We start from the raw sequence: 24,973 nt of genomic DNA, 5'->3' as shown, positions 1-24,973 counted from the left end.
GGGCCAAGCCAGGCTTACTTGTTGGCGTCGATGGCGCCCTGGACAGTTTCCACGAAGGTGTTCAGGTCCGCTTCCTCGCCGTTGACGAAGGCCGTCGGGGTGCCGTTGATGCCGTCCACCCGTGCCAGCTGGTCCGCGTACTTCACGAACGGACGGTAGGTGCCGTCGTCGATGCAGTCTTCCATGCCCTCGGTATCGGCACCCACGGACGCAGCCATGTCCACCAGCTCGGCGTTCTTCACTTCACCGGAGGCGTGCTGGGCGAAGATGGCCTTCATGAAGTCCCAGTAGGACTCGGGGCTCTGGTCCGCCACGCATGCCGCTGCATTGGCGCCGCGGGAGGAGTAGTTGGAGGTGGAGTTGCGGTCCAGGAATGCCACGGTGCGGTATTCGTAGGTGATTTCGCCCGCATCCAGCCACTGGGAGATCTGATCGTCGTAGGTAGCGGCGAAGTCTGCGCAGTGCACGCAGTTGATGTCCACGTATTCCACCACCTGGACCGGCTCACCCTTCGGTGCAGCTTCAACCCCCGGCGGAATCGGAGTCTCCTCGGCGGCTTCCTCCGGCGCGGCCGGCAGCGTCTCCGTGTCGAAGTCGAAGGTTTCCGTGGGCTCCAGCGCGGTGGTCGAGGTCAGCGTAAACCCGCCGTACTCATTGGCATTTGCCGGCGAAGTGCCGGTGTTCGCAATGTCCTTGCCCATGCTGTTCACCACAATTACGGCCACAATCGCGATCACCGCGACGATGGCCACCACAACACCCCAGATCACCAGGAGACGGTTGCGCCGCTCCTTCTTCTGCTGGGCCTCGCGCAGTGCGCGCGCCTGCTCGCGGGCAGCAGCAGTGCGTTCCGCCTTGGTCGGCTTGGGGTTCCGGTCAGTCATAATTCCTCATGTCTCTCAACGCCGGCCACGTTTCCGGGGCCGCTCAGCTCATCACCAGTGTAGGGGGAACGGCGCCCACCACCCTTCGACCAACGCCCGCGGGCGGTACAAAGTTTCCCCGCTTCGCTAGAGTGGCAATATACGACCAATCTATAAAGGGGTGCCATTCGTGAACGCTGACGCGGATCCGAGTTCCAAGGAAGACGCTCCGGACAGCTACGGCGACTTCGATTTCATCGTCGTGTCCAACCGGCTTCCGGTTGACCGCGTTAGTGGATCCGACGGCGAAACCTGGCGGCGCTCACCCGGCGGGCTGGTCACGGCGCTGGCTCCCGTAATGGCAAAGGCCGACGGCGCGTGGGTGGGCTGGCCCGGCTCCCCGGACGAAGAAGTGGAACCCTTCGACCACGACAACATGTACCTAAAGCCGGTGCCGCTGAGCACCGACGAAGTGGAACTGTATTACGAGGGCTTCTCCAACGCGACGCTGTGGCCGCTGTATCACGACGTGATTGCCGCCCCGGAGTTCCACCGCACCTGGTGGGATGCCTACCGCACCGTGAACCGCCGGTTCGCCGACGCCGCCGCTTCCGTCGCCGCGAAGGGCGCCACGGTCTGGGTCCAGGACTACCAGCTGCAGCTGGTCCCCCAGCTGCTGCGGCAGGCCCGGCCCGACCTGAAGATCGGCTTCTTCAACCACATCCCCTTCCCCCCGCTGGAAATCTTCGCCCAGCTGCCCTGGCGCCGGAACATCATCGAGGGCCTGCTCGGTGCGGACCTGATCGGGTTCCAGCGCCCGTCCGATGCGAGCAACTTCCTGCGCTGCGTACGCCGCTTCGCCGGCTACACCATCCGCCAGCAGCAGGTGAACGTGACCACGGAAGACGGACTGTCCTACGTTTCCCGCGCCGAGGCGTTCCCCATCTCCATCGATGCCAGCCAGATCGCCGAGCTGGCGCAGCGCGAAGACGTTATTGAACGCTCCAAGCAGATCCGCCGCGAACTCGGCAATCCGGACACGGTGCTGCTGGGCGTTGACCGGTTGGACTACACCAAGGGCATCAGCCACCGGCTCAAGGCCTACGGCGAACTCCTCGAAGACGGCCGGATCACTGTGGAAAACGCCGCCATGATCCAGGTGGCCAGCCCCTCCCGCGAGCGCGTGGAACAGTACCGGCTGCTGCGCGAAGAAGTGGAAGGCACCGTCGGCCGGATCAGCGGCAGCTTCGACACCATCTCCAACACCGCGCTGCGCTACCTGCACCACAGCTATCCGGTGGAGGAAATGGTGGCGCTCTACCTTGCCGCTGACGTTATGCTCGTCACCGCGCTGCGCGACGGCATGAACCTGGTCGCGAAGGAATACGTCGCCGCCCGCACCGGCAATACGGGCACCCTGGTGCTCTCCGAGTTCACCGGCGCCGCGGACCAGCTGCGCCAGGCCGTGCTGGTCAACCCGCACGACATCGACGGGCTGAAGGCCGCCATCCTCACCGCGGTAAACATGCCGGCCAGGGAAGCCAGCCGGCGCATGCGCCTGATGCGCCGGCAGGTGCTGCAGAACGACGTCGAGCGGTGGTCCCGGAACTTCCTGGAGGCCCTCGAACAGGACCAGGACCGGGAACAGACCGAGAATCAGGACCGGGAGTAGTCATGAGTGCACTGGATACCGAGCTGCAGGCGGCGCTGGAGTCCGTGGCCGGCACTGGGAAACTCCTGGTGGCGCTGGACTTCGACGGTGTGCTCGCCCCGTTGGTGGAACATGCCGAGGATGCCCGCCCGCTGGACGGATCGGCCGCCGCTGTCCGGACCCTCGCTTCCCTCCAGGACACCGTTACCGCGTTCATCTCCGGGCGTGCGCTCGACAGCCTGCGCACCGTTGCCTCCCCGGATCCCGAAACCCTGCTGATCGGCAGCCACGGCGCCGAGACCTGGACCGGTCCGAATCAGGAACCGCTGCAGCTGACCGCCGAGCAGGCCCAGCTGCTGGCCAGCGCCCGCACAGCGGTGGAATCCGTGGTCGCCCGGCACCCGGGCTGCCGGCTGGAACACAAGCCGGCCGGCGTCGTCCTCCACACCCGCAGCGTCTCCGAACCGGCCGCTGCCGCCGCCGCCACTGAGGAAGCGCGGAGGGAACTGAGCCTGCTCGACGGCGTTCAGGTCACCGACGGCAAATCCGTCCTGGAGGCCTCCGTCGTCCACACCAACAAGGGCGAAGGCATCCGTGCCCTGCGGGCACTGACAGGCGCGACGGCGGTGCTGTTCGCCGGCGACGACGTCACCGACGAACGCGGTTTCGCGGCTTTGCAGCCCGGCGACGTCTCGATCAAGGTGGGCGACGGGAGCACGGCCGCCGCATACCGGGTCGCCTCCCCCGAGGAGTTCACTGCGGTACTCGCAGAACTTGCCCGGCTGCGTGCCGCCGCCGTCGCCGGATAACAACCCGCACGGGCCGGACGTTCGCAGCTGGACAACGTGTGTAATACTGTCCCCGTGAGCTGCGTCACAGGTCGGTGAAGACCTGCCAGCGGTGATCAACTCAACCACATAGCTCTCCATTCACAACGGATCGTCGGGCACGTACCTGCCCGTGAAGGGAAACACCATGGCAACGGTAACGTTTGACCAGGCAACACGCGTCTACCCGGGGACGGAACGCCCCGCAGTAGACAACCTCAGCCTCGAAATCGCCGACGGCGAATTCCTGGTTCTCGTCGGCCCCTCGGGCTGCGGAAAATCCACCTCGCTGCGGATGCTCGCGGGGCTTGAAGACGTCAATTCCGGGCGGATCCTCATCGGTGACCGTGACGTCACCGATGTTCCGCCCAAGGACCGCGACATCGCCATGGTTTTCCAGAACTACGCGCTGTACCCGCACATGTCCGTGGCGGACAACATGGGCTTCGCCCTGAAGATCGCCGGCATCGGCAAGGAAGAGCGCATGGAACGCGTCCGCGAGGCCGCGAAGCTGCTGGACCTCGAAGACTACCTGGACCGCAAACCGAAGGCCCTCTCCGGCGGTCAGCGCCAGCGCGTTGCTATGGGACGTGCCATTGTGCGTAACCCGCAGGTCTTCCTGATGGATGAACCGCTCTCCAACCTGGACGCCAAGCTGCGTGTGCAGACCCGCACCCAGATTGCTTCGCTGACCCGGCGGCTCGGCGTTACCACGGTGTACGTCACCCACGACCAGGTGGAAGCCATGACCATGGGTGACCGCGTGGCAGTGCTGAAGGACGGCGTCCTTCAGCAGGTCGATACCCCGCGCAACCTCTATGACCACCCCCGGAACGTTTTCGTGGCCGGATTCATCGGTTCCCCGGCCATGAACCTGCTCGAGCTTCCGGTGGTGGACGGCGGCGTGGCCTTCGGCGGGTCCGTGTACCCGGTGGAGAATTCGGTGCTCGGGGCCGCCGCGGGCAACACCGTGACCCTGGGCGTCCGCCCTGAAGACATGGAAACCGTGCCGGAGGGCGAGGGCCTGCGCGTCGAGGTGGACGTGGTCGAGGAACTGGGAGCAGATGCCTACGTTTACGGCCACAGCACCATCGACGGCAAGGACCATGACATGGTGGTCCGCGTTGACGGCCGGCGTCCTCCGATGAAGGGCGACACTCTCCACGTCCGCCCGCAGAAGGGCCACGTGCACCTGTTCGACACCTCCAACGGGGAACGACTGGCGGAACAGGCGTAACCCGACCGGAACGACATGCGGTGGCTCCCCTGCTCAACTAAACTTTTGAGGTGGGGAGCCACCGCTTTTTCGTTAATGCATGCTGAGACGTAAGGGCTTTCGCCTATGACAGATTCCGTACCTGCCAACTGGCAGAACGAACCCACGGACTGGGAGCAGACCGGCAAGCTGCCCCGCACCACGCGCTCCTCGACCAACCGGATCAACACGCTGGGGTCGCTGAACATCACCGCTGCGTCCATGGACCCGGCCCTGCTGGACCTGCCCTGGCACATTCCGCTGGAGGAATGGCCCAAGGAGAACCTGGCCGCCCTCCCCCGCGGAATTTCCCGTCACGTTGTCCGCTTCGCGCGGCTCGGCGATTCCCTCATTGCCATCAAGGAAACCAGCGAACACGTGGCGCGGCAGGAATACCACATGCTGCGCAAGCTTCGTCGGCTCAACGTCCCCGCAGTGGCTCCGGTGGCGGTCATTACCGGCCGTATGGATCCAGCCGGTGAAGAGCTGCAGCCGGTACTGGTCACCCGGCACCTGCGCTTCTCCCTTCCCTACCGTGCCGTCTTCTCCCAGACCCTGCGCGAAGTCACGCTGACGCGGCTGATCGATGCCCAGGCGCTCTTGCTGGTCCGCCTGCACCTGGCCGGCTTCTACTGGGGCGATGTCTCCTTGTCCAACACACTCTTCCGCCGCGACGCCGGCGCCTTCGCCGCCTACCTGGTGGATGCGGAAACCGGGGAGCTCTACCCCGAATTGTCCAACGGGCAGCGCGAATACGACTTGGAGATCGCCCGGGTCAACATCGCCGGGGAACTGATGGACCTGGCCGAGGGCGGCCTGGTCGAGGAGTCCGTGGATCCGCTGGCCACCAGCGAACGGATCATGGACAGCTACCGCCGGCTCTGGGCCGAGCTGACCGAGCGGGAATCCTTTGGAATGGCTGATCGGTGGCGTGTGGATGCCCGCATCCGGCGCCTCAATGACCTGGGGTTCGACGTCGACGAGCTCAGTATCAGCACCACCCCTGACGGGACGCAGGTCCAGTTGCAGCCCAAGGTGGTCGACGCCGGCCATCACCAACGCCGGCTGCTGCGCCTGACCGGCATCGATGCCCAGGAGAACCAGGCCCGCCGGCTGCTTAATGACCTGGACTCCTACCGGGTGACCAACCATCCGGAACTCGACGAAGAGCTAAGCGCTCATCTGTGGGTCACGCAGGTCTTCGAACCGATAGTCAAGGCCGTGCCGCGGGATCTGGGCAGCAAGCTCGAGGCCGCCGAGGTGGTGCACGAAGTCCTGGAGCACCGCTGGTACATGTCTGAAAACGCAAACCGCAACGTGCCCATGGCCGAGGCGGTGCAGTCGTACATGGATACCATCCTTCGCCACCGGCGTGACGAAGCTGCGATCCTGCTCAGCACCGATACCCGGACTATGGAGATCCTGGACGCAGGAGGAGCCCCGGCCTAGGGCCGGGGCTCCTCGGTGGTGCCGTTGTGCGGGTCAGTAGCTGGAACCGCTCTCGGCCGCGACCACCGCGACCATGAAAATGATGAAAAGGATCGTGAAGAGGGTTCCCAGCCCGCCGACAATGATGCCGATTACAGCGGGAGTGTTGCCCATCCCGGCCTTGCGTGACTGGTTCAGCCCCACGATGCTCAGCACCAGGCCCACCACGGAGAAGAAGAAGGACGTGATGAGGCCGGCGATGCCCATGGCCTGGCCCGGGTTCGGCCGCGGCTGGGGGTAGGCATCCTGTCCGTACGCCAGGTAACCAGGCTGCTGGCCGTAGGCCGGCGCTTCCTGGCCGTAGGCCGGCGCGTCATGGCCGGCTCCCGGGTAGGCAGGCTGCTGTCCGTACGCAGGCACTTCCGGCTGCTGGCCGTAGGAAGGATACGCAGTGTTTCCCGTTTCCTGCTGGGACCCGGGGTAGGCGGACGGCGCCGACGGGGGCGGGGCATACTGGCCGCTATCCGAAGCACCATCGTTTGCGGCTGCCGGGTCGCCGCCGGACTGCCATTCTGGTCGGTTCTCTGACACGCGTATTCCCCCTGAAGATGAAGTGGTTAGCGTGGTCGCGACGGCGTCCGTTCGACATCCATCCGACTACGCAAAGTCGGTGTGACCTACGCCAATCCTATACATTCAAGCTGAGCCGTACCATCCATTCCCGGAACGGAGAGCAGACGTCCCGCTTCCTGCAGAGCGTGGCGTAAATCTCCTGTGATCTGCATGACCATCGCCGACTCAGCGGAAGCCGGAGTCGTTAAATGGAACTGTAAGGTGAAAAAATCTGCGCGAAGGATGACGCCCTGAATGGTTGAACAACTGACTACCGCTTCCAGCCTGGCCAGGCTGGTCCCCGTCCATGAGCCGCCCGCCGGCCGTGAGTGGTGGCGGTCCTCGGTGATCTACCAGATCTACCCGCGTTCGTTCCGCGACCTGCGTGGGGACGGAGTGGGGGACCTGCCCGGCATCACCGCCGAGATCCCCGCCCTGGCCGAACTCGACATCGACGCCATCTGGCTCTCCCCCTTCTACCGCTCCCCGCAGAAAGACGCCGGCTACGACGTCGCCGACTACTGCTCCGTGGACCCCCTCTTCGGCACCCTGGAGGACTTCGACGCCCTCGTCGCCGAAGCCTCCCGCCACAACATCCGCATCATCGTGGACCTGGTCCCCAACCACTGCTCCGACCAGCACCCCCTCTTCCAAAAAGCCCTGGCCTCCCCCGCCGGCTCCCCGGAACGGGACCTGTTCATCTTCCGCGACGGCACCGGAGACCACGGACAGAACCCGCCCAACAACTGGCAGTCCCACTTCGGCGGCCCCGCCTGGACCCGGATCACCGAACCCGACGGCACCCCCGGACAGTGGTACCTGCACCTCTTCGACACCTCCCAGCCGGACTTCAACTGGGACAGCCCCGCCGTGCACGCCGAGTTTGAGAAGATCCTGCGGTTCTGGCTGGACCGCGGCGTCGGCGGGTTCCGCGTGGACGTCGCCCACGCTTTGATCAAGAAGTCCGGGCTCCCGGATTGGGGCGGACGCGCGGACGGGTCCTCCTCCGAGGGATTCCCCGGCTCGGACGCACCCATGTTCGGCCAGCCCGGCATCCATGACATCTTCCGGTCCTGGCGGAAAATCCTGGACTCCTACGACGGGGACCGGGTGCTTTGCGCCGAAGCGACCATCGACCCGATCGAGCGGCTCAGCGACTGGGTCCGGCCCGACGAAATGCACCAGACGTTCAACTTCGCCTACCTCCACCACCCTTGGCATGCCCCGGCCCTGCGGCATGTCATCGAGTCCTCCCTGCACGCCTTCGACCGCGTCGGGGCACCAACCACCTGGGTGCTGTCCAACCACGACGTCGTCCGGCACGCCAGCCGCTTCGGCCTGACCGGGGCCGGTCCCCGCACAGGGGACGGGCTCGGACCGCAGGACGAACAGCCCGACCTTGACCTTGGCCTCGCCCGTGCCCGCGCCGCCACCATGTTAATGCTGGCCCTGCCCGGCGGTGTCTACCTCTACCAGGGCGAGGAGCTGGGCCTGCCGGACCACACGATGATTCCGGATGAGTTCCGTCAGGACCCCACCTTCCACCGCACCGCTGGAGTCCGCGTCGGCCGGGACGGCAACCGCGTGCCGCTGCCTTGGAAAGCGAACCTGCCAAGCTACGGCTTCAGCTCCACCGGGGAGAGCTGGCTGCCGCAGCCGCCTATTTGGGGAAGGCATTCCCGGGACATAGAGCAGCGCAACCCCGACTCAACCCTGAACCTCTACCGCCGTGCCCTGGACCTGCGCCGCGAACTGGATCTTGGCAACGGTTCACTGGCGTGGTGGCCGGAGCACGACGACGACGGGCTGGTCGCCTTTGTGAATGGCGGCGTGCTGGTGGCCATGAATATGGGCGATGCACCGGTCCAGCTGCCCGATCTGCCGCTGCTGATGGGCAGCTCGCCTGACGCACTCGAGGGCGCGCGGCTCCGGCCCAACCGCACCGTCTGGATGCGCTTGGGCTAGTGCGGCTCGCCGGGAATAGCCTTCCCGGGGTTAAGGATGCCTGCTGGATCGAACACTGCTTTCACCCTGCGCTGCAGTTCGAGCACCTCTGCCCGCTGCTCCTGCGGCAGCCAGTGCAGCTTGAACTGGCCCACTCCGTGTTCGCCGGTGATCGTTCCGCCCATTGCCAGCGCAACGGTGATGGAATCGTCCAGTGCGGCGTCCAGCCGGTCGCGTCCGCCGTCGTCGTCGTCGGCAGCCTGCACCCAAAAAGTGGGGTGCAGGTTGCCGTCTCCGGCATGGGCCACCACCTTGAGGTTGACCCGGTGCTGTCCCGCCATCCGTTCCAGCTCCGCGACATACCGCACCAGCGCTGAGCGGGGGACGGCGACGTCCTCCCCTACCCGCTCCTGATCCAGCACCGCGTCTCCGCGGCTGTGCCTGCGCAGTTCTACCAGCCGTTCGGCCTCCGCTGCCCCTTCAGTGCTTACCGTTCCGCCCAGTTCGTTGAGTACGCTGCGCACGACGTCGGCCTCGGCGTCGGCTCCGAAACCATCTGTCTGGATCAACAACAGCGCATCGCCGCGGGCGCGGAGGGCGCTGCCGTGGGCTTCGTCCAGAGCGGTCAGGGTGGCACCGTCCAGCAGCTCCATAATGGCCGGCTGCACACGGGCGGTGCCCACCGCCAAAACGCCGGCGGCAGCCGTCGGAAAATCCGGGAAGAAGGCTGCAATGGTTCGGATCGCCACCGGCAGGTACCGCAGGCGCACGGTGATGCCGACAATAATGCCCAGTGTGCCTTCCGACCCGGTGAAGAGGCTGGTGAGGTCGTAGCCGGCTACTCCCTTGAAGGTGCGCCGGCCAGTGCCGATGAGCGTTCCGTCGGCCAGCACGACGTCGAGCGCCAGGACGGAGTCACGGGTTACCCCGTACTTCGCGCAGCGGAGACCGCCGGCGTTAGTGGCCACATTCCCGCCAATGGTTGAGGACAGGTAGCTGGCCGGATCCGGCGCGTACATCAACCCGTGGGCAGCCGCCGCAGCATTCAGGTCCGCGTTGATCACGCCGGGCTCGACGATGGCCACTTCATCCTGCGGGTTGAGTTCCAAGATGCGGTTCATTCGGTCGAGGCAGAGGATGATGCAGCCGCCTGTGGCGTGTGCTCCGCCAGAGACGCCAGTGCCGGCGCCGCGCGGTACCACGGCTGTGCCCGTTGCAGAGGCCCAACGCAGTACCTCCTGCACGCCCTCCACACTGGTGGGCCAGACGACGGCCAACGGCTCTATATAGGCCAGTACCGGCCCGCAGTCTGTGGCATAGGCCGCGAGTACCTCCGGCGATGTTTCGACCAGCAGGTCAGGGCCACTAAGGGTGAGGCCGTGCAGGGCATCCAGGGACATGCCAGCAGACTACCGCGCCCCCATAAAGCGCGCGTAGCGATCCAGGATCTCCGACCATTCGCTTTGCAGCCGCTCATATTCCCGAGGCCCGTCGGGTAGCCGGTCAATGCCCGAGTGGCGGAGCGTCACCACCGTGGAACCGTCAGCTGCCGGCGCGAAGTCGACGCGTACATCCGTGGGGATCCGCGGCTCCTGGCCAGCCACCCAGTCCAGTTCCAGCAACGTGTCCGGTTCCCGGGTACGTACCGTGGCCCAGACCGCGGTTTCGCCCTCGGGTCCTGTCTCGGTAAGTACGCCCCCCTCAAACTCGGCGTGTGTACCTTCACCGAAGTCCGTAAGGTCCTCCGGCCACCACAGGTGAAGGTAATCGGTGAATCCGTTAAAGGCTTCTTCTGCGTCTCGGGGGATCTGCCGAACCGCCACGACGTCCGGAACGGACACGTCTTGTTTGGTGCCCTCCGGGTCCGGGTCGGCGGCGTGGGAAAACAGGGAGGGGCTCATGCTTTCCAGCCTACCGGGACCCGGCCCGGTGCCTGGGGTCGGGCGGACGGCCCCTGCTGCCCCGGCGCCAGCGGCGCCGGCGGGGCCGTGCCTGGCCGGGGCCCGACAAGCCCGGCCCGTTAAAGAGGAAGAGCCCGTACCAGCACTGGTACGGGCTCAACCTGTATTCAAATATTGTCCGGCGGTGACCTACTCTCCCACATCCTCCCGGATGCAGTACCATCGGCGCTGTGGGTCTTAGCTTCCGGGTTCGGAATGGGACCGGGCGTTTCCCCCACGCTATGACCGCCGTAACCCTTCCACCCGCACCACACACCCGAAACCAACAGGGCATGCGTGGGGAAAACAATGGTTACAACACGTCCCGAAACCCCAAAAGGGGTGCCGGCAGTGCGGTAAATATTGGTGAACCCGCCCCCGGACAAGGAGGCGTGATTCGGTGTTCGTTCCTGGTGCAACAACCAACGGTTGTTGTCCGGGAACCACATAGTGGACGCAAGCAGCATGATCTACAACACCCTTTATACTTTGACGGACCGTTTGAAGTCGTGTCCGTCCAGGTGCTGGTGTGGTGTAAGTTATCGGCCTATTAGTACCGGTCAGCTTCACGGGTCTTTAGTCCCCGCTTCCACATCCGGCCTATCAACCCAGTGGTCTGGCTGGGGGCCTCTCACACACAAGGTGTATGGAAATCTCATCTCGAAGCGGGCTTCCCGCTTAGATGCTTTCAGCGGTTATCCCATCCGAACGTAGCTAATCAGCGGTGCACTTGGCAGTACAACTGACACACCAGAGGTTCGTCCGTCCCGGTCCTCTCGTACTAAGGACAGCCCTTCTCAAATTTCCTGCGCGCGCAGCGGATAGGGACCGAACTGTCTCACGACGTTCTAAACCCAGCTCGCGTACCGCTTTAATGGGCGAACAGCCCAACCCTTGGGACCTACTCCAGCCCCAGGATGCGACGAGCCGACATCGAGGTGCCAAACCATGCCGTCGATATGGACTCTTGGGCAAGATCAGCCTGTTATCCCCGAGGTACCTTTTATCCGTTGAGCGACGGCCATTCCACAATGTACCGCCGGATCACTAGTCCCGACTTTCGTCCCTGCTCGAGATGTCTCTCTCACAGTCAAGCTCCCTTGTGCACTTACACTCGACACCTGATTGCCAACCAGGCTGAGGGAACCTTTGGGCGCCTCCGTTACTCTTTAGGAGGCAACCGCCCCAGTTAAACTACCCATCAGGCACTGTCCCTGACCCGGATTACGGGCCGAAGTTAGATATCCAGTATGACCAGAGTGGTATTTCAACGATGACTCCACCCGAACTGGCGTCCGGGTCTCACAGTCTCCCACCTATCCTACACAAGCCACACCGAACACCAATACCAAACTATAGTAAAGGTCTCGGGGTCTTTCCGTCCTGCTGCGCGTAACGAGCATCTTTACTCGTACTGCAATTTCGCCGAGTTTATGGTTGAGACAGCGGGGAAGTCGTTACTCCATTCGTGCAGGTCGGAACTTACCCGACAAGGAATTTCGCTACCTTAGGATGGTTATAGTTACCACCGCCGTTTACTGGGGCTTAAATTCCCAGCTTCGCCCGTAAGGGCTAACCGGTCCTCTTAACCTTCCAGCACCGGGCAGGAGTCAGTCCGTATACATCGTCTTGCGACTTCGCACGGACCTGTGTTTTTAGTAAACAGTCGCTTCCCCCTGGTCTCTGCGGCCCCGATCCCCTCCGGACAGCAAGTGTCCATCAAGGTTGGGGCCCCCCTTCTCCCGAAGTTACGGGGGCATTTTGCCGAGTTCCTTAACCATAATTCTCTCGATCGCCTTAGTATTCTCTACCTGATCACCTGTGTCGGTTTGGGGTACGGGCGGCTGGAACCTCGCGCCGATGCTTTTCTAGGCAGCATAGGATCACCGGATCCCCCCGTGAGGGGGTCCCGTCGGATCTCAGGTTCGTCATCAAAGACACCGTGACGGATTTACCTATCACGGACCCTACGTCCTTAGACCAGGTCTACCATCGCCTGGCCCGGCTACCTTCCTGCGTCACACCTGTTAATACGCTTACCTCCCAGGATCAGGTCCCGTGCTCGGCCAAAACCCTCACACCACAAGGGTGATCGGGCAGGCTCCGGACGGTTAGTGTCCCCTGCTTGGTATGGGCGGTTCTTCGCCGGTACGGGAATATCAACCCGTTGTCCATCGACTACGCCTGTCGGCCTCGCCTTAGGTCCCGACTTACCCAGGGCAGATTAGCTTGACCCTGGAACCCTTGATCATTCGGCGGACGGGTTTCTCACCCGTCTTTCGCTACTCATGCCTGCATTCTCACTCGTGTAGGCTCCACCACTGGTTTACACCGCAGCTTCACTGCCCACACGACGCTCCCCTACCACTCCAGACGACTGAACCACGAAGGCTTATCTATATCTGAAATCCACAACTTCGGCGGTGTACTTGAGCCCCGCTACATTGTCGGCGCGGAATCACTTGACCAGTGAGCTATTACGCACTCTTTCAAGGGTGGCTGCTTCTAAGCCAACCTCCTGGTTGTCTGGGCAACTCCACATCCTTTCCCACTTAGCACACGCTTAGGGGCCTTAGTTGGTGGTCTGGGCTGTTTCCCTCTCGACTATGAAGCTTATCCCCCACAGTCTCACTGCTGCGCTCTCACTTACCGGCATTCGGAGTTTGGCTGACGTCAGTAACCTTGTAGGGCCCATTAGCCATCCAGTAGCTCTACCTCCGGTAAGAAACACGCAACGCTGCACCTAAATGCATTTCGGGGAGAACCAGCTATCACGGAGTTTGATTGGCCTTTCACCCCTACCCACAGCTCATCCCCTCCATTTTCAACTGAAGTGGGTTCGGTCCTCCACGACGTCTTACCGTCGCTTCAACCTGGCCATGGGTAGATCACTCCGCTTCGGGTCTAGATCACGCCACTGCATCGCCCTATTCAGACTCGCTTTCGCTACGGCTTCCCCTCACGGGTTAACCTCGCGACGTAACACTAACTCGCAGGCTCATTCTTCAAAAGGCACGCTGTCACAGCAATCAGAGCTGCTCCAACGGTTTGTAGGCACACGGTTTCAGGTACTATTTCACTCCCCTCCCGGGGTACTTTTCACCTTTCCCTCACGGTACTTGTCCGCTATCGGTCATCAGGGAGTATTTAGGCTTACCAGGTGGTCCTGGCAGATTCGCACGGGATTTCTCGGGCCCCGTGCTACTTGGGATCCTCTCCAAGCGGCAGCATGCATTCCGGTTACGGGGCTAACACCCTCTACGGCCCGGCTTTCAAACCGGTTCACCTATACATCTGCACTCACTTCACCGATCCGGCAGAATCGGTACGGAAAGTCCCGCAACCCCAGTGATGCAACGCCCGCCGGCTATCACACACCACTGGTTTAGCCTCTTCCGCGTTCGCTCGCCACTACTAACGGAATCACTGTTGTTTTCTCTTCCTGTGGGTACTGAGATGTTTCACTTCCCCACGTTCCCTCCACGCACCCTATGTGTTCAGATGCGGGTCACCCGGTCACTCGCGCGCCGGGCGGGGTTTCCCCATTCGGACATCCTGGGATCAAAGTTCGGTTATCAACTCCCCCAGGCTTATCGCAGATTCCTACGTCCTTCTTCGGCTCCTGATGCCAAGGCATCCACCGTGTGCCCTTAAAAACTTGACCACAAAGATCAATTTATTATCGCTATCGAGAAAACCACGGTCTCACCAGGCACCCTTGAGAGGCACCCGGATCTACCAGGTTTTTCTGAAATTGCACTTAATATTTTAAGATGCTCGCGTCCACTATGTAGTTCTCAAACAACAACCCCGTCACACCCATCCCCGCACCCGACCACCCCGCAAAGGGCTGTCAGCGACACGGTTCCGGCCTGCGCAGGAACAAACAGAAACAAACCAGTCAACCCGCAGAACCACCCCCGAAGGGAGAAGAACACGGGTGCCTGTTGCTTCAGGACCCAACAGTGTGCCAAACGACTAACCGGACTTACCAGGGCCGCAGCGGATGTTCCAGGAACCTCCCCAAGGGAAGGAACGTACTGATCCATTACGGCCGGCATGCCGGCGCCTATCCATTGATATTCCACCCTTGAGCACCCACCGGAGAACATATGTCTCCGATATGGGCATCTCCTGCAAAGCACACATCCAACACTGTGGAAGGACATGGTCTTCGAGGTGCTCCTTAGAAAGGAGGTGATCCAGCCGCACCTTCCGGTACGGCTACCTTGTTACGACTTAGTCCCAATCGCCGGTCCCACCTTCGACGGCTCCCTCCCACAAGGGGTTAGGCCACCGGCTTCGGGTGTTACCAACTTTCGTGACTTGACGGGCGGTGTGTACAAGGCCCGGGAACGTATTCACCGCAGCGTTGCTGATCTGCGATTACTAGCGACTCCAACTTCATGAGGTCGAGTTGCAGACCTCAATCCGAACTGAGACCGGCTTTTTGGGATTAGCTCCACCTCACAGTATCGCAACCCTTTGTACCGGCCATTGTAGCATGCGTGAAGCCCAAGACATAAGGGGCATGATGATTTGACGTCGTCCCCACCTTCCTCCGAGTTGACCCCGGCAGTCTCCTATGAGTCCCCGCCATAACGCGCTGGCAACATAGAACGAGGGTTGCGCTCGTTGCGGGACTTAACCCAACATCTCACGACACGAGCTGACGACAACCATGCACCACCTGTAAACCGGCCACAAGTGGGGGACCTGTTTCCAGGCCTTTCCGGTTCATGTCAAGCCTTGGTAAGGTTCTTCGCGTTGCATCGAATTAATCCGCATGCTCCGCCGCTTGTGCGGGCCCCCGTCAATTCCTTTGAGTTTTAGCCTTGCGGCCGTACTCCCCAGGCGGGGCACTTAATGCGTTAGCTACGGCGCGGAAAACGTGGAATGTCCCCCACACCTAGTGCCCAACGTTTACGGCATGGACTACCAGGGTATCTAATCCTGTTCGCTCCCCATGCTTTCGCTCCTCAGCGTCAGTTAATGCCCAGAGACCTGCCTTCGCCATCGGTGTTCCTCCTGATATCTGCGCATTTCACCGCTACACCAGGAATTCCAGTCTCCCCTACATCACTCTAGTCTGCCCGTACCCACTGCAGACCCGGGGTTGAGCCCCGGGCTTTCACAGCAGACGCGACAAACCGCCTACGAGCTCTTTACGCCCAATAATTCCGGATAACGCTTGCGCCCTACGTATTACCGCGGCTGCTGGCACGTAGTTAGCCGGCGCTTCTTCTGCAGGTACCGTCACTTTCGCTTCTTCCCTGCTGAAAGAGGTTTACAACCCGAAGGCATTCGTCCCTCACGCGGCGTCGCTGCATCAGGCTTCCGCCCATTGTGCAATATTCCCCACTGCTGCCTCCCGTAGGAGTCTGGGCCGTGTCTCAGTCCCAGTGTGGCCGGTCACCCTCTCAGGCCGGCTACCCGTCGTCGCCTTGGTGGGCCATTACCCCAACCAACAAGCTGATAGGCCGCGAGTCCATCCAAAACCGCATAAAGCTTTCCACGGACCGCCATGCGGTGGTCCGTTGTATCCGGTATTAGACCCGGTTTCCCAGGCTTATCCCGAAGTCAGGGGCAGGTTACTCACGTGTTACTCACCCGTTCGCCACTAATCATTCTGTGCAAGCACAGAAGTCATCGTTCGACTTGCATGTGTTAAGCACGCCGCCAGCGTTCATCCTGAGCCAGGATCAAACTCTCCGTAAATGTGTTACAGACACAGCACCCGAGCCAAGGAAAATTGGCTGCAGGCACTGCACTAAATTCGAAACCGGCTAAAAAAACCGTCCCATACCCACGGGGTGGGCGGAAACGGCCTGTTCAACCAATCAAAATAAATTGGTATCAATAAACTTGGCACACTATTGAGTTCTCAAACAACAGACGCAATCCGAAAATACTCGGGAAAACAATTGTTTTCCTTTTCTTCTTCGCTGCAATGTTTTATATCTTATTCCATTCCGGCGTTATTTGCAATTCGCGGTTTCCCTTGTCGGGAGCCCGTGAAAGGCGTTTTCCGCCGTTCCGGACCCAGCATCCAACGGAGTCTTTTCCACCGGCCCCGCGAAGGGCGCGCACTGGTTGGACTCTGTTTTTTGTTGGGGTTTGGCCGCCATGCTCGGGCGCTTTTCCAGCGTCCCGGCCGCGGCGACTTAGAAAACTTTACACACGTTTGCCCGTAGCCGCAAATCGTCCGGATAGCTGGAGCCGGCCCCCTACCGGGCGCCGGCTCCTGCTATCCGTCAGCCTCTCCGTACGGGAGGCCCTGGACTAGCTGCTGCGCCTCCGGAAGGAACCCAGGATCAACAGCGATCCGGCCAGGACGGCACCACCTGCTGCCATGGCCATGGCAGTGGCGTCTTCAGCCCCGGTCCGCGGGAGCCGTTCGGTTACCGGCACGGGGGCGTATTCATTGACCACCTCAGCTGTCAGCTCCTGCCCCGGCAGGATGGTGACCTCCGCCGTACCTGAGGAGGAGACGGTGACATCCTCGTTGGCACCTGACGTCTGCTCCGAGACCCGGCACAGAACCCCCGCCGGGATCCCTTGGTACAGCTGGGTAAACGTGCCGACCGTGGTTCCTGCGGGGATCACGAACGTCTCGTCAATCAGCCCGTCACCGCACTGGACGTGCAGCACGATGTCGTCCTGCAGACCGGCTCCGGAGCCGGTGATGGTTTTCGCCACGACCAGGTTACCCGGGTTGAATTCCACGGTATTGGTCACGGTGAGAACATTCTCCCCCTCAGTTATCGTCACCGGATCGGAGAGGGTAGGCGTCACCGTCACCTCCGTGGTGGACCCGGTAGTCTCTTCCGTCACAGAGCAGACCGTTCCAACCGGAAGATCGGTTACGGTTTCGGTTACCGGGGTTGTTGTCCCGGCCGGGATTTCAAAGACGAAAGCCCCTACAGGACCGCAGTCCACAGCAAGGACGATGGCGCCCTGGCTGCCGACTGCCGCTCCGGCAAAGGCCTTATTTACCGTTAGGTCTCCGGCGACGAAGAACTCCGCCGTGGCCTGGGCGTTGGACTCAATCTGTGCGTTGGCCGCCAGGATCAGCTTTTGCGCCGTTGTCACGTCGGGGTTGTTGCCCGCGTAGAGGTAGACGTTGCCTGTCTCTACGGTCACCACAGCACTTGCGGTGATCACAGCAGGGTCCGTGGTTTGGGCCGTACTGCGTACCCAGACCTGGCTGCCGGACTCCACCGGGTTAACGAGGGGAACGGTCCCCGCGGGATCCGTGAACAGAGTGAAGCCCACGGGTGCCTCCACTGTCAGTGCCGCGCCGCCGCCGGCGGTCACGGTGAAGGGCCCCGTCACGCCGTCCACTGGTCCGGCGGCTACAGGGGGATCAATACTCACGTCCGGCGGCGGCGGTTCAGTGAGTGGCCCGGCGGCAAGAACAGCGTCGATAATTCCCTGAGTCAGCGGGCGGAGCGGATCGGTGTCCTGCAGGACGAAGCCGTCGCTGAAGAACCAGATTGCTGCCTGGACCGCTGCAGCACGAATACTGTCATTCGCTGCTTCGGCAGGGAGGCCGGGCTGGTCCGGGTAGTAGCTATTCAGGACCCGGTTCACGTATCCCACGTTGGGAACGTTGGCCTCACCCCACGTACCGCTCTCATACCCCAGCCCGGAGTAGGTGGAGGTACGGATGTCGATGCAGTACATTTCCTGGATGTTGCCCTCCGCATCCTCGGTGAGGATGGTGCCGGCGAAGGACGGATTATCGGTTTCGTAATCTGCCGGTACGTCCGGGGGATAGGCACTGATATCAAATGCCGCTCCTACGGGCGGCAGTCCTCCCGTTGCGGCGGTCCCCAACCCCTGACCGGTCATTGTGATTTCGACCTGGGCGGCGGGAACGGCATCACCAGGCTGCGGGCCGGAAAACACGGCCTGCGCCGGCAACGCCGTGACCACCAATGCGGCCAGCAATGCGCCAACCAGACCAAGCAGGTTCCTAAAATATCTGCGTCTGTTACTCCCCCTCCCCCGATGCCCCCCAAACTGTGTGAGTGCTGCAATCCGACTCATAAGGTTCCGCCTTCTCTCTGGCTTATTGAGAGGGGCCACTGCACCACCAGCAGTTTGGCAGCCGCAGCCGTCTGGCCCCGAGGTCGCGACGCTATCCCCACAAGCTGCGATTTGTAAGGGTAAGAGTGGACCATGCAACGTTTAAACCCGAGAATCGGCTGTTCCGGCGATATCGGTAATATCGGCAATATCGCAGGGCTTACCCCGATGCGGCAGAGCTCCCACACGAAGGTCCGAAAGCGGAGCGGTGGGAGGGAGATCGATTCTGCACGCTCGGGGCACGCAACACGTCCAAGAGACGGGGCCCGGCCCGGTGCCTGGGGTCGGGCGGACGGCCCCTGCTGCCCCGGCGCCAGCGGCGCCGGCGGGGCCGTGCCTGGCCGGTGCCCGACAAGCCCGGCCCGTTAAAGAGGAAGAGCCCGTACCAGCACTGGTACGGGCTCGACCTGTATTCAAATATTGTCCGGCGGTGACCTACTCTCCCACATCCTCCCGGATGCAGTACCATCGGCGCTGTGGGTCTTAGCTTCCGGGTTCGGAATGGGACCGGGCGTTTCCCCCACGCTATGACCGCCGTAACCCTTCCACCCGCACCACACACCCGAAACCAACAGGGCATGCGTGGGGAAAACAATGGTTACAACACGTCCCGAAACCCCAAAAGGGGTGCCGGCAGTGCGGTAAATATTGGTGAACCCGCCCCCGGACAAGGAGGCGTGATTCGGTGTTCGTTCCTGGTGCAACAACCAACGGTTGTTGTCCGGGAACCACATAGTGGACGCAAGCAGCATGATCTACAACACCCTTTATACTTTGACAGACCGTTTGAAGTCGTGTCCGTCCAGGTGCTGGTGTGGTGTAAGTTATCGGCCTATTAGTACCGGTCAGCTTCACGGGTCTTTAGTCCCCGCTTCCACATCCGGCCTATCAACCCAGTGGTCTGGCTGGGGGCCTCTCACACACAAGGTGTATGGAAATCTCATCTCGAAGCGGGCTTCCCGCTTAGATGCTTTCAGCGGTTATCCCATCCGAACGTAGCTAATCAGCGGTGCACTTGGCAGTACAACTGACACACCAGAGGTTCGTCCGTCCCGGTCCTCTCGTACTAAGGACAGCCCTTCTCAAATTTCCTGCGCGCGCAGCGGATAGGGACCGAACTGTCTCACGACGTTCTAAACCCAGCTCGCGTACCGCTTTAATGGGCGAACAGCCCAACCCTTGGGACCTACTCCAGCCCCAGGATGCGACGAGCCGACATCGAGGTGCCAAACCATGCCGTCGATATGGACTCTTGGGCAAGATCAGCCTGTTATCCCCGAGGTACCTTTTATCCGTTGAGCGACGGCCATTCCACAATGTACCGCCGGATCACTAGTCCCGACTTTCGTCCCTGCTCGAGATGTCTCTCTCACAGTCAAGCTCCCTTGTGCACTTACACTCGACACCTGATTGCCAACCAGGCTGAGGTAACCTTTGGGCGCCTCCGTTACTCTTTAGGAGGCAACCGCCCCAGTTAAACTACCCATCAGGCACTGTCCCTGACCCGGATTACGGGCCGAAGTTAGATATCCAGTATGACCAGAGTGGTATTTCAACGATGACTCCACCCGAACTGGCGTCCGGGTCTCACAGTCTCCCACCTATCCTACACAAGCCACACCGAACACCAATACCAAACTATAGTAAAGGTCTCGGGGTCTTTCCGTCCTGCTGCGCGTAACGAGCATCTTTACTCGTACTGCAATTTCGCCGAGTTTATGGTTGAGACAGCGGGGAAGTCGTTACTCCATTCGTGCAGGTCGGAACTTACCCGACAAGGAATTTCGCTACCTTAGGATGGTTATAGTTACCACCGCCGTTTACTGGGGCTTAAATTCCCAGCTTCGCCCGTAAGGGCTAACCGGTCCTCTTAACCTTCCAGCACCGGGCAGGAGTCAGTCCGTATACATCGTCTTGCGACTTCGCACGGACCTGTGTTTTTAGTAAACAGTCGCTTCCCCCTGGTCTCTGCGGCCCCGATCCCCTCCGGACAGCAAGTGTCCATCAAGGTTGGGGCCCCCCTTCTCCCGAAGTTACGGGGGCATTTTGCCGAGTTCCTTAACCATAATTCTCTCGATCGCCTTAGTATTCTCTACCTGATCACCTGTGTCGGTTTGGGGTACGGGCGGCTGGAACCTCGCGCCGATGCTTTTCTAGGCAGCATAGGATCACCGGATCCCCCGTGAGGGGGTCCCGTCGGATCTCAGGTTCGTCATCAAAGACACCGTGACGGATTTACCTATCACGGACCCTACGTCCTTAGACCAGGTCTACCATCGCCTGGCCCGGCTACCTTCCTGCGTCACACCTGTTAATACGCTTACCTCCCAGGATCAGGTCCCGTGCTCGGCCAAAACCCTCACACCACAAGGGTGATCGGGCAGGCTCCGGACGGTTAGTGTCCCCTGCTTGGTATGGGCGGTTCTTCGCCGGTACGGGAATATCAACCCGTTGTCCATCGACTACGCCTGTCGGCCTCGCCTTAGGTCCCGACTTACCCAGGGCAGATTAGCTTGACCCTGGAACCCTTGATCATTCGGCGGACGGGTTTCTCACCCGTCTTTCGCTACTCATGCCTGCATTCTCACTCGTGTAGGCTCCACCACTGGTTTACACCGCAGCTTCACTGCCCACACGACGCTCCCCTACCACTCCAGACGACTGAACCACGAAGGCTTATCTATATCTGAAATCCACAACTTCGGCGGTGTACTTGAGCCCCGCTACATTGTCGGCGCGGAATCACTTGACCAGTGAGCTATTACGCACTCTTTCAAGGGTGGCTGCTTCTAAGCCAACCTCCTGGTTGTCTGGGCAACTCCACATCCTTTCCCACTTAGCACACGCTTAGGGGCCTTAGTTGGTGGTCTGGGCTGTTTCCCTCTCGACTATGAAGCTTATCCCCCACAGTCTCACTGCTGCGCTCTCACTTACCGGCATTCGGAGTTTGGCTGACGTCAGTAACCTTGTAGGGCCCATTAGCCATCCAGTAGCTCTACCTCCGGTAAGAAACACGCAACGCTGCACCTAAATGCATTTCGGGGAGAACCAGCTATCACGGAGTTTGATTGGCCTTTCACCCCTACCCACAGCTCATCCCCTCCATTTTCAACTGAAGTGGGTTCGGTCCTCCACGACGTCTTACCGTCGCTTCAACCTGGCCATGGGTAGATCACTCCGCTTCGGGTCTAGATCACGCCACTGCATCGCCCTATTCAGACTCGCTTTCGCTACGGCTTCCCCTCACGGGTTAACCTCGCGACGTAACACTAACTCGCAGGCTCATTCTTCAAAAGGCACGCTGTCACAGCAATCAGAGCTGCTCCAACGGTTTGTAGGCACACGGTTTCAGGTACTATTTCACTCCCCTCCCGGGGTACTTTTCACCTTTCCCTCACGGTACTTGTCCGCTATCGGTCATCAGGGAGTATTTAGGCTTACCAGGTGGTCCTGGCAGATTCGCACGGGATTTCTCGGGCCCCGTGCTACTTGGGATCCTCTCCAAGCGGCAGCATGCATTCCGGTTACGGGGCTAACACCCTCTACGGCCCGGCTTTCAAACCGGTTCACCTATACATCTGCACTCACTTCACCGATCCGGCAGAATCGGTACGGAAAGTCCCGCAACCCCAGTGATGCAACGCCCGCCGGCTATCACACACCACTGGTTTAGCCTCTTCCGCGTTCGCTCGCCACTACTAACGGAATCACTGTTGTTTTCTCTTCCTGTGGGTACTGAGATGTTTCACTTCCCCACGTTCCCTCCACGCACCCTATGTGTTCAGATGCGGGTCACCCGGTCACTCGCGCGCCGGGCGGGGTTTCCCCATTCGGACATCCTGGGATCAAAGTTCGGTTATCAACTCCCCCAGGCTTATCGCAGATTCCTACGTCCTTCTTCGGCTCCTGATGCCAAGGCATCCACCGTGTGCCCTTAAAAACTTGACCACAAAGATCAATTTATTATCGCTATCGAGAAAACCACGGTCTCACCAGGCACCCTTGAGAGGCACCCGGATCTACCAGGTTTTTCTGAAATTGCACTTAATATTTTAAGATGCTCGCGTCCACTATGTAGTTCTCAAACAACAACCCCGTCACACCCATCCCCGCACCCGACCACCCCGCAAAGGGCTGTCAGCGACACGGTTCCGGCCTGCGCAGGAACAAACAGAAACAAACCAGTCAACCCGCAGAACCACCCCCGAAGGGAGAAGAACACGGGTGCCTGTTGCTTCAGGACCCAACAGTGTGCCAAACGACTAACCGGACTTACCAGGGCCGCAGCGGATGTTCCAGGAACCTCCCCAAGGGAAGGAACGTACTGATCCATTACGGCCGGCATGCCGGCGCCTATCCATTGATATTCCACCCTTGAGCACCCACCGGAGAACATATGTCTCCGATATGGGCATCTCCTGCAAAGCACACATCCAACACTGTGGAAGGACATGGTCTTCGAGGTGCTCCTTAGAAAGGAGGTGATCCAGCCGCACCTTCCGGTACGGCTACCTTGTTACGACTTAGTCCCAATCGCCGGTCCCACCTTCGACGGCTCCCTCCCACAAGGGGTTAGGCCACCGGCTTCGGGTGTTACCAACTTTCGTGACTTGACGGGCGGTGTGTACAAGGCCCGGGAACGTATTCACCGCAGCGTTGCTGATCTGCGATTACTAGCGACTCCAACTTCATGAGGTCGAGTTGCAGACCTCAATCCGAACTGAGACCGGCTTTTTGGGATTAGCTCCACCTCACAGTATCGCAACCCTTTGTACCGGCCATTGTAGCATGCGTGAAGCCCAAGACATAAGGGGCATGATGATTTGACGTCGTCCCCACCTTCCTCCGAGTTGACCCCGGCAGTCTCCTATGAGTCCCCGCCATAACGCGCTGGCAACATAGAACGAGGGTTGCGCTCGTTGCGGGACTTAACCCAACATCTCACGACACGAGCTGACGACAACCATGCACCACCTGTAAACCGGCCACAAGTGGGGGACCTGTTTCCAGGCCTTTCCGGTTCATGTCAAGCCTTGGTAAGGTTCTTCGCGTTGCATCGAATTAATCCGCATGCTCCGCCGCTTGTGCGGGCCCCCGTCAATTCCTTTGAGTTTTAGCCTTGCGGCCGTACTCCCCAGGCGGGGCACTTAATGCGTTAGCTACGGCGCGGAAAACGTGGAATGTCCCCCACACCTAGTGCCCAACGTTTACGGCATGGACTACCAGGGTATCTAATCCTGTTCGCTCCCCATGCTTTCGCTCCTCAGCGTCAGTTAATGCCCAGAGACCTGCCTTCGCCATCGGTGTTCCTCCTGATATCTGCGCATTTCACCGCTACACCAGGAATTCCAGTCTCCCCTACATCACTCTAGTCTGCCCGTACCCACTGCAGACCCGGGGTTGAGCCCCGGGCTTTCACAGCAGACGCGACAAACCGCCTACGAGCTCTTTACGCCCAATAATTCCGGATAACGCTTGCGCCCTACGTATTACCGCGGCTGCTGGCACGTAGTTAGCCGGCGCTTCTTCTGCAGGTACCGTCACTTTCGCTTCTTCCCTGCTGAAAGAGGTTTACAACCCGAAGGCATTCGTCCCTCACGCGGCGTCGCTGCATCAGGCTTCCGCCCATTGTGCAATATTCCCCACTGCTGCCTCCCGTAGGAGTCTGGGCCGTGTCTCAGTCCCAGTGTGGCCGGTCACCCTCTCAGGCCGGCTACCCGTCGTCGCCTTGGTGGGCCATTACCCCAACCAACAAGCTGATAGGCCGCGAGTCCATCCAAAACCGCATAAAGCTTTCCACGGACCGCCATGCGGTGGTCCGTTGTATCCGGTATTAGACCCGGTTTCCCAGGCTTATCCCGAAGTCAGGGGCAGGTTACTCACGTGTTACTCACCCGTTCGCCACTAATCATTCTGTGCAAGCACAGAAGTCATCGTTCGACTTGCATGTGTTAAGCACGCCGCCAGCGTTCATCCTGAGCCAGGATCAAACTCTCCGTAAATGTGTTACAGACACAGCACCCGAGCCAAGGAAAATTGGCTGCAGGCACTGCACTAAATTCGAAACCGGCTAAAAAAACCGTCCCATACCCACGGGGTGGGCGGAACGGCCTGTTCAACCAATCAAAATAAATTGGTATCAATAAACTTGGCACACTATTGAGTTCTCAAACAACAGACTGCTTCCGGCACCAGCAGGCGATCCTCAAGGGGATCTAAGCTCTGCGTCGCTCCGGAGCAACTTTTCTATCTTAGCCACACTGTCCGGTGGGTGTCAATCCGGCCGTTGATCCGTCCGGCGAACCGGCGGGAAGCTAGTTCCCGGACCCACGACTGAAGGTTTAAACCCGTGGGATCCGGTC

The 24,973-nt window shown here is 60.7% G+C and carries 10 protein-coding genes and 6 rRNA genes; 5 read left to right on the top strand and 11 right to left on the bottom strand.

The window, feature by feature from the left end:
• Positions 1–14: 14 nt before the first annotated feature.
• Positions 15–884: a thioredoxin domain-containing protein gene (locus N2L00_RS02335; RefSeq protein ID WP_255766606.1), complete on the bottom strand. Its 870-nt coding sequence runs from the start codon at positions 882–884 to the stop codon at positions 15–17.
• A gap of 169 nt (positions 885–1,053) precedes the next feature.
• Between N2L00_RS02335 and N2L00_RS02330 the strand changes: the two genes are divergently transcribed.
• The 4 genes from N2L00_RS02330 (at position 1,054) to N2L00_RS02315 (ending at position 6,045) form a co-directional block, all read left to right on the top strand.
• Positions 1,054–2,535, top strand: coding sequence for a trehalose-6-phosphate synthase (locus N2L00_RS02330; RefSeq protein WP_255863734.1), 1,482 nt, complete (start codon positions 1,054–1,056; stop codon positions 2,533–2,535).
• Between the two features lie 2 nt (positions 2,536–2,537).
• A complete protein-coding gene (otsB, locus tag N2L00_RS02325; RefSeq protein WP_255863733.1) occupies positions 2,538–3,323 on the top strand; it encodes a trehalose-phosphatase in 786 nt (261 codons plus the stop codon).
• A 166-nt stretch (positions 3,324–3,489) separates the two neighbouring features.
• Entirely contained in the window at positions 3,490–4,578 is a 1,089-nt protein-coding gene (locus N2L00_RS02320; RefSeq protein ID WP_255766603.1) for an ABC transporter ATP-binding protein, read from the top strand.
• 105 nt (positions 4,579–4,683) lie between these two features.
• Entirely contained in the window at positions 4,684–6,045 is a 1,362-nt protein-coding gene (locus tag N2L00_RS02315) for a DUF4032 domain-containing protein (protein ID WP_227922831.1), read from the top strand.
• Between the two features lie 33 nt (positions 6,046–6,078).
• Here N2L00_RS02315 and N2L00_RS02310 read toward each other — a convergent pair whose 3' ends face one another.
• Positions 6,079–6,615, bottom strand: a complete 537-nt coding sequence (locus N2L00_RS02310) for a DUF4190 domain-containing protein (RefSeq protein ID WP_255766602.1) — start codon at positions 6,613–6,615, stop codon at positions 6,079–6,081.
• Between the two features lie 276 nt (positions 6,616–6,891).
• Here N2L00_RS02310 and N2L00_RS02305 point away from each other — a divergent pair, with 276 nt between their 5' ends.
• Entirely contained in the window at positions 6,892–8,601 is a 1,710-nt protein-coding gene (locus tag N2L00_RS02305; protein ID WP_255863732.1) for a glycoside hydrolase family 13 protein, read from the top strand.
• Here N2L00_RS02305 and N2L00_RS02300 read toward each other — a convergent pair.
• From N2L00_RS02300 to N2L00_RS02260, 9 genes are all read right to left on the bottom strand, one after another.
• Positions 8,598–9,980 carry an FAD-binding oxidoreductase gene (locus N2L00_RS02300; protein WP_255863731.1) on the bottom strand — a complete coding sequence of 461 codons (1,383 nt, stop codon included), beginning with the start codon at positions 9,978–9,980 and terminating at the stop codon, positions 8,598–8,600. The genes N2L00_RS02305 and N2L00_RS02300 overlap by 4 nt on opposite strands.
• A gap of 9 nt (positions 9,981–9,989) precedes the next feature.
• A complete protein-coding gene (locus tag N2L00_RS02295; RefSeq protein ID WP_255863730.1) occupies positions 9,990–10,481 on the bottom strand; it encodes an SRPBCC domain-containing protein in 492 nt (163 codons plus the stop codon).
• Between the two features lie 176 nt (positions 10,482–10,657).
• Positions 10,658–10,774, bottom strand: a 5S ribosomal RNA gene (rrf, locus tag N2L00_RS02290).
• A gap of 275 nt (positions 10,775–11,049) precedes the next feature.
• Positions 11,050–14,184, bottom strand: a 23S ribosomal RNA gene (locus N2L00_RS02285).
• A 526-nt stretch (positions 14,185–14,710) separates the two neighbouring features.
• A 16S ribosomal RNA gene (locus N2L00_RS02280) occupies positions 14,711–16,238 on the bottom strand.
• Together the 16S, 23S and 5S rRNA genes form the textbook arrangement of a ribosomal RNA operon.
• 564 nt (positions 16,239–16,802) lie before the next feature.
• Positions 16,803–18,473: a thioester domain-containing protein gene (locus tag N2L00_RS02275; RefSeq protein WP_255863874.1), complete on the bottom strand. Its 1,671-nt coding sequence runs from the start codon at positions 18,471–18,473 to the stop codon at positions 16,803–16,805.
• Positions 18,474–19,033: 560 nt separating this feature from the next.
• A 5S ribosomal RNA gene (gene rrf / locus N2L00_RS02270) occupies positions 19,034–19,150 on the bottom strand.
• 275 nt (positions 19,151–19,425) lie between these two features.
• Positions 19,426–22,559 (bottom strand): 23S ribosomal RNA (locus N2L00_RS02265).
• A gap of 526 nt (positions 22,560–23,085) precedes the next feature.
• Positions 23,086–24,613: ribosomal RNA gene (locus N2L00_RS02260) — 16S ribosomal RNA — on the bottom strand.
• Positions 24,614–24,973 lie beyond the last annotated feature (360 nt).

The organism is Arthrobacter sp. zg-Y1171 (assembly GCF_025244845.1).
Lineage (GTDB): Bacteria > Actinomycetota > Actinomycetes > Actinomycetales > Micrococcaceae > Arthrobacter_B.
Note: the sequence above shows the minus strand (reverse complement) of the source record. Positions and strands in the feature narration are given on the sequence as shown.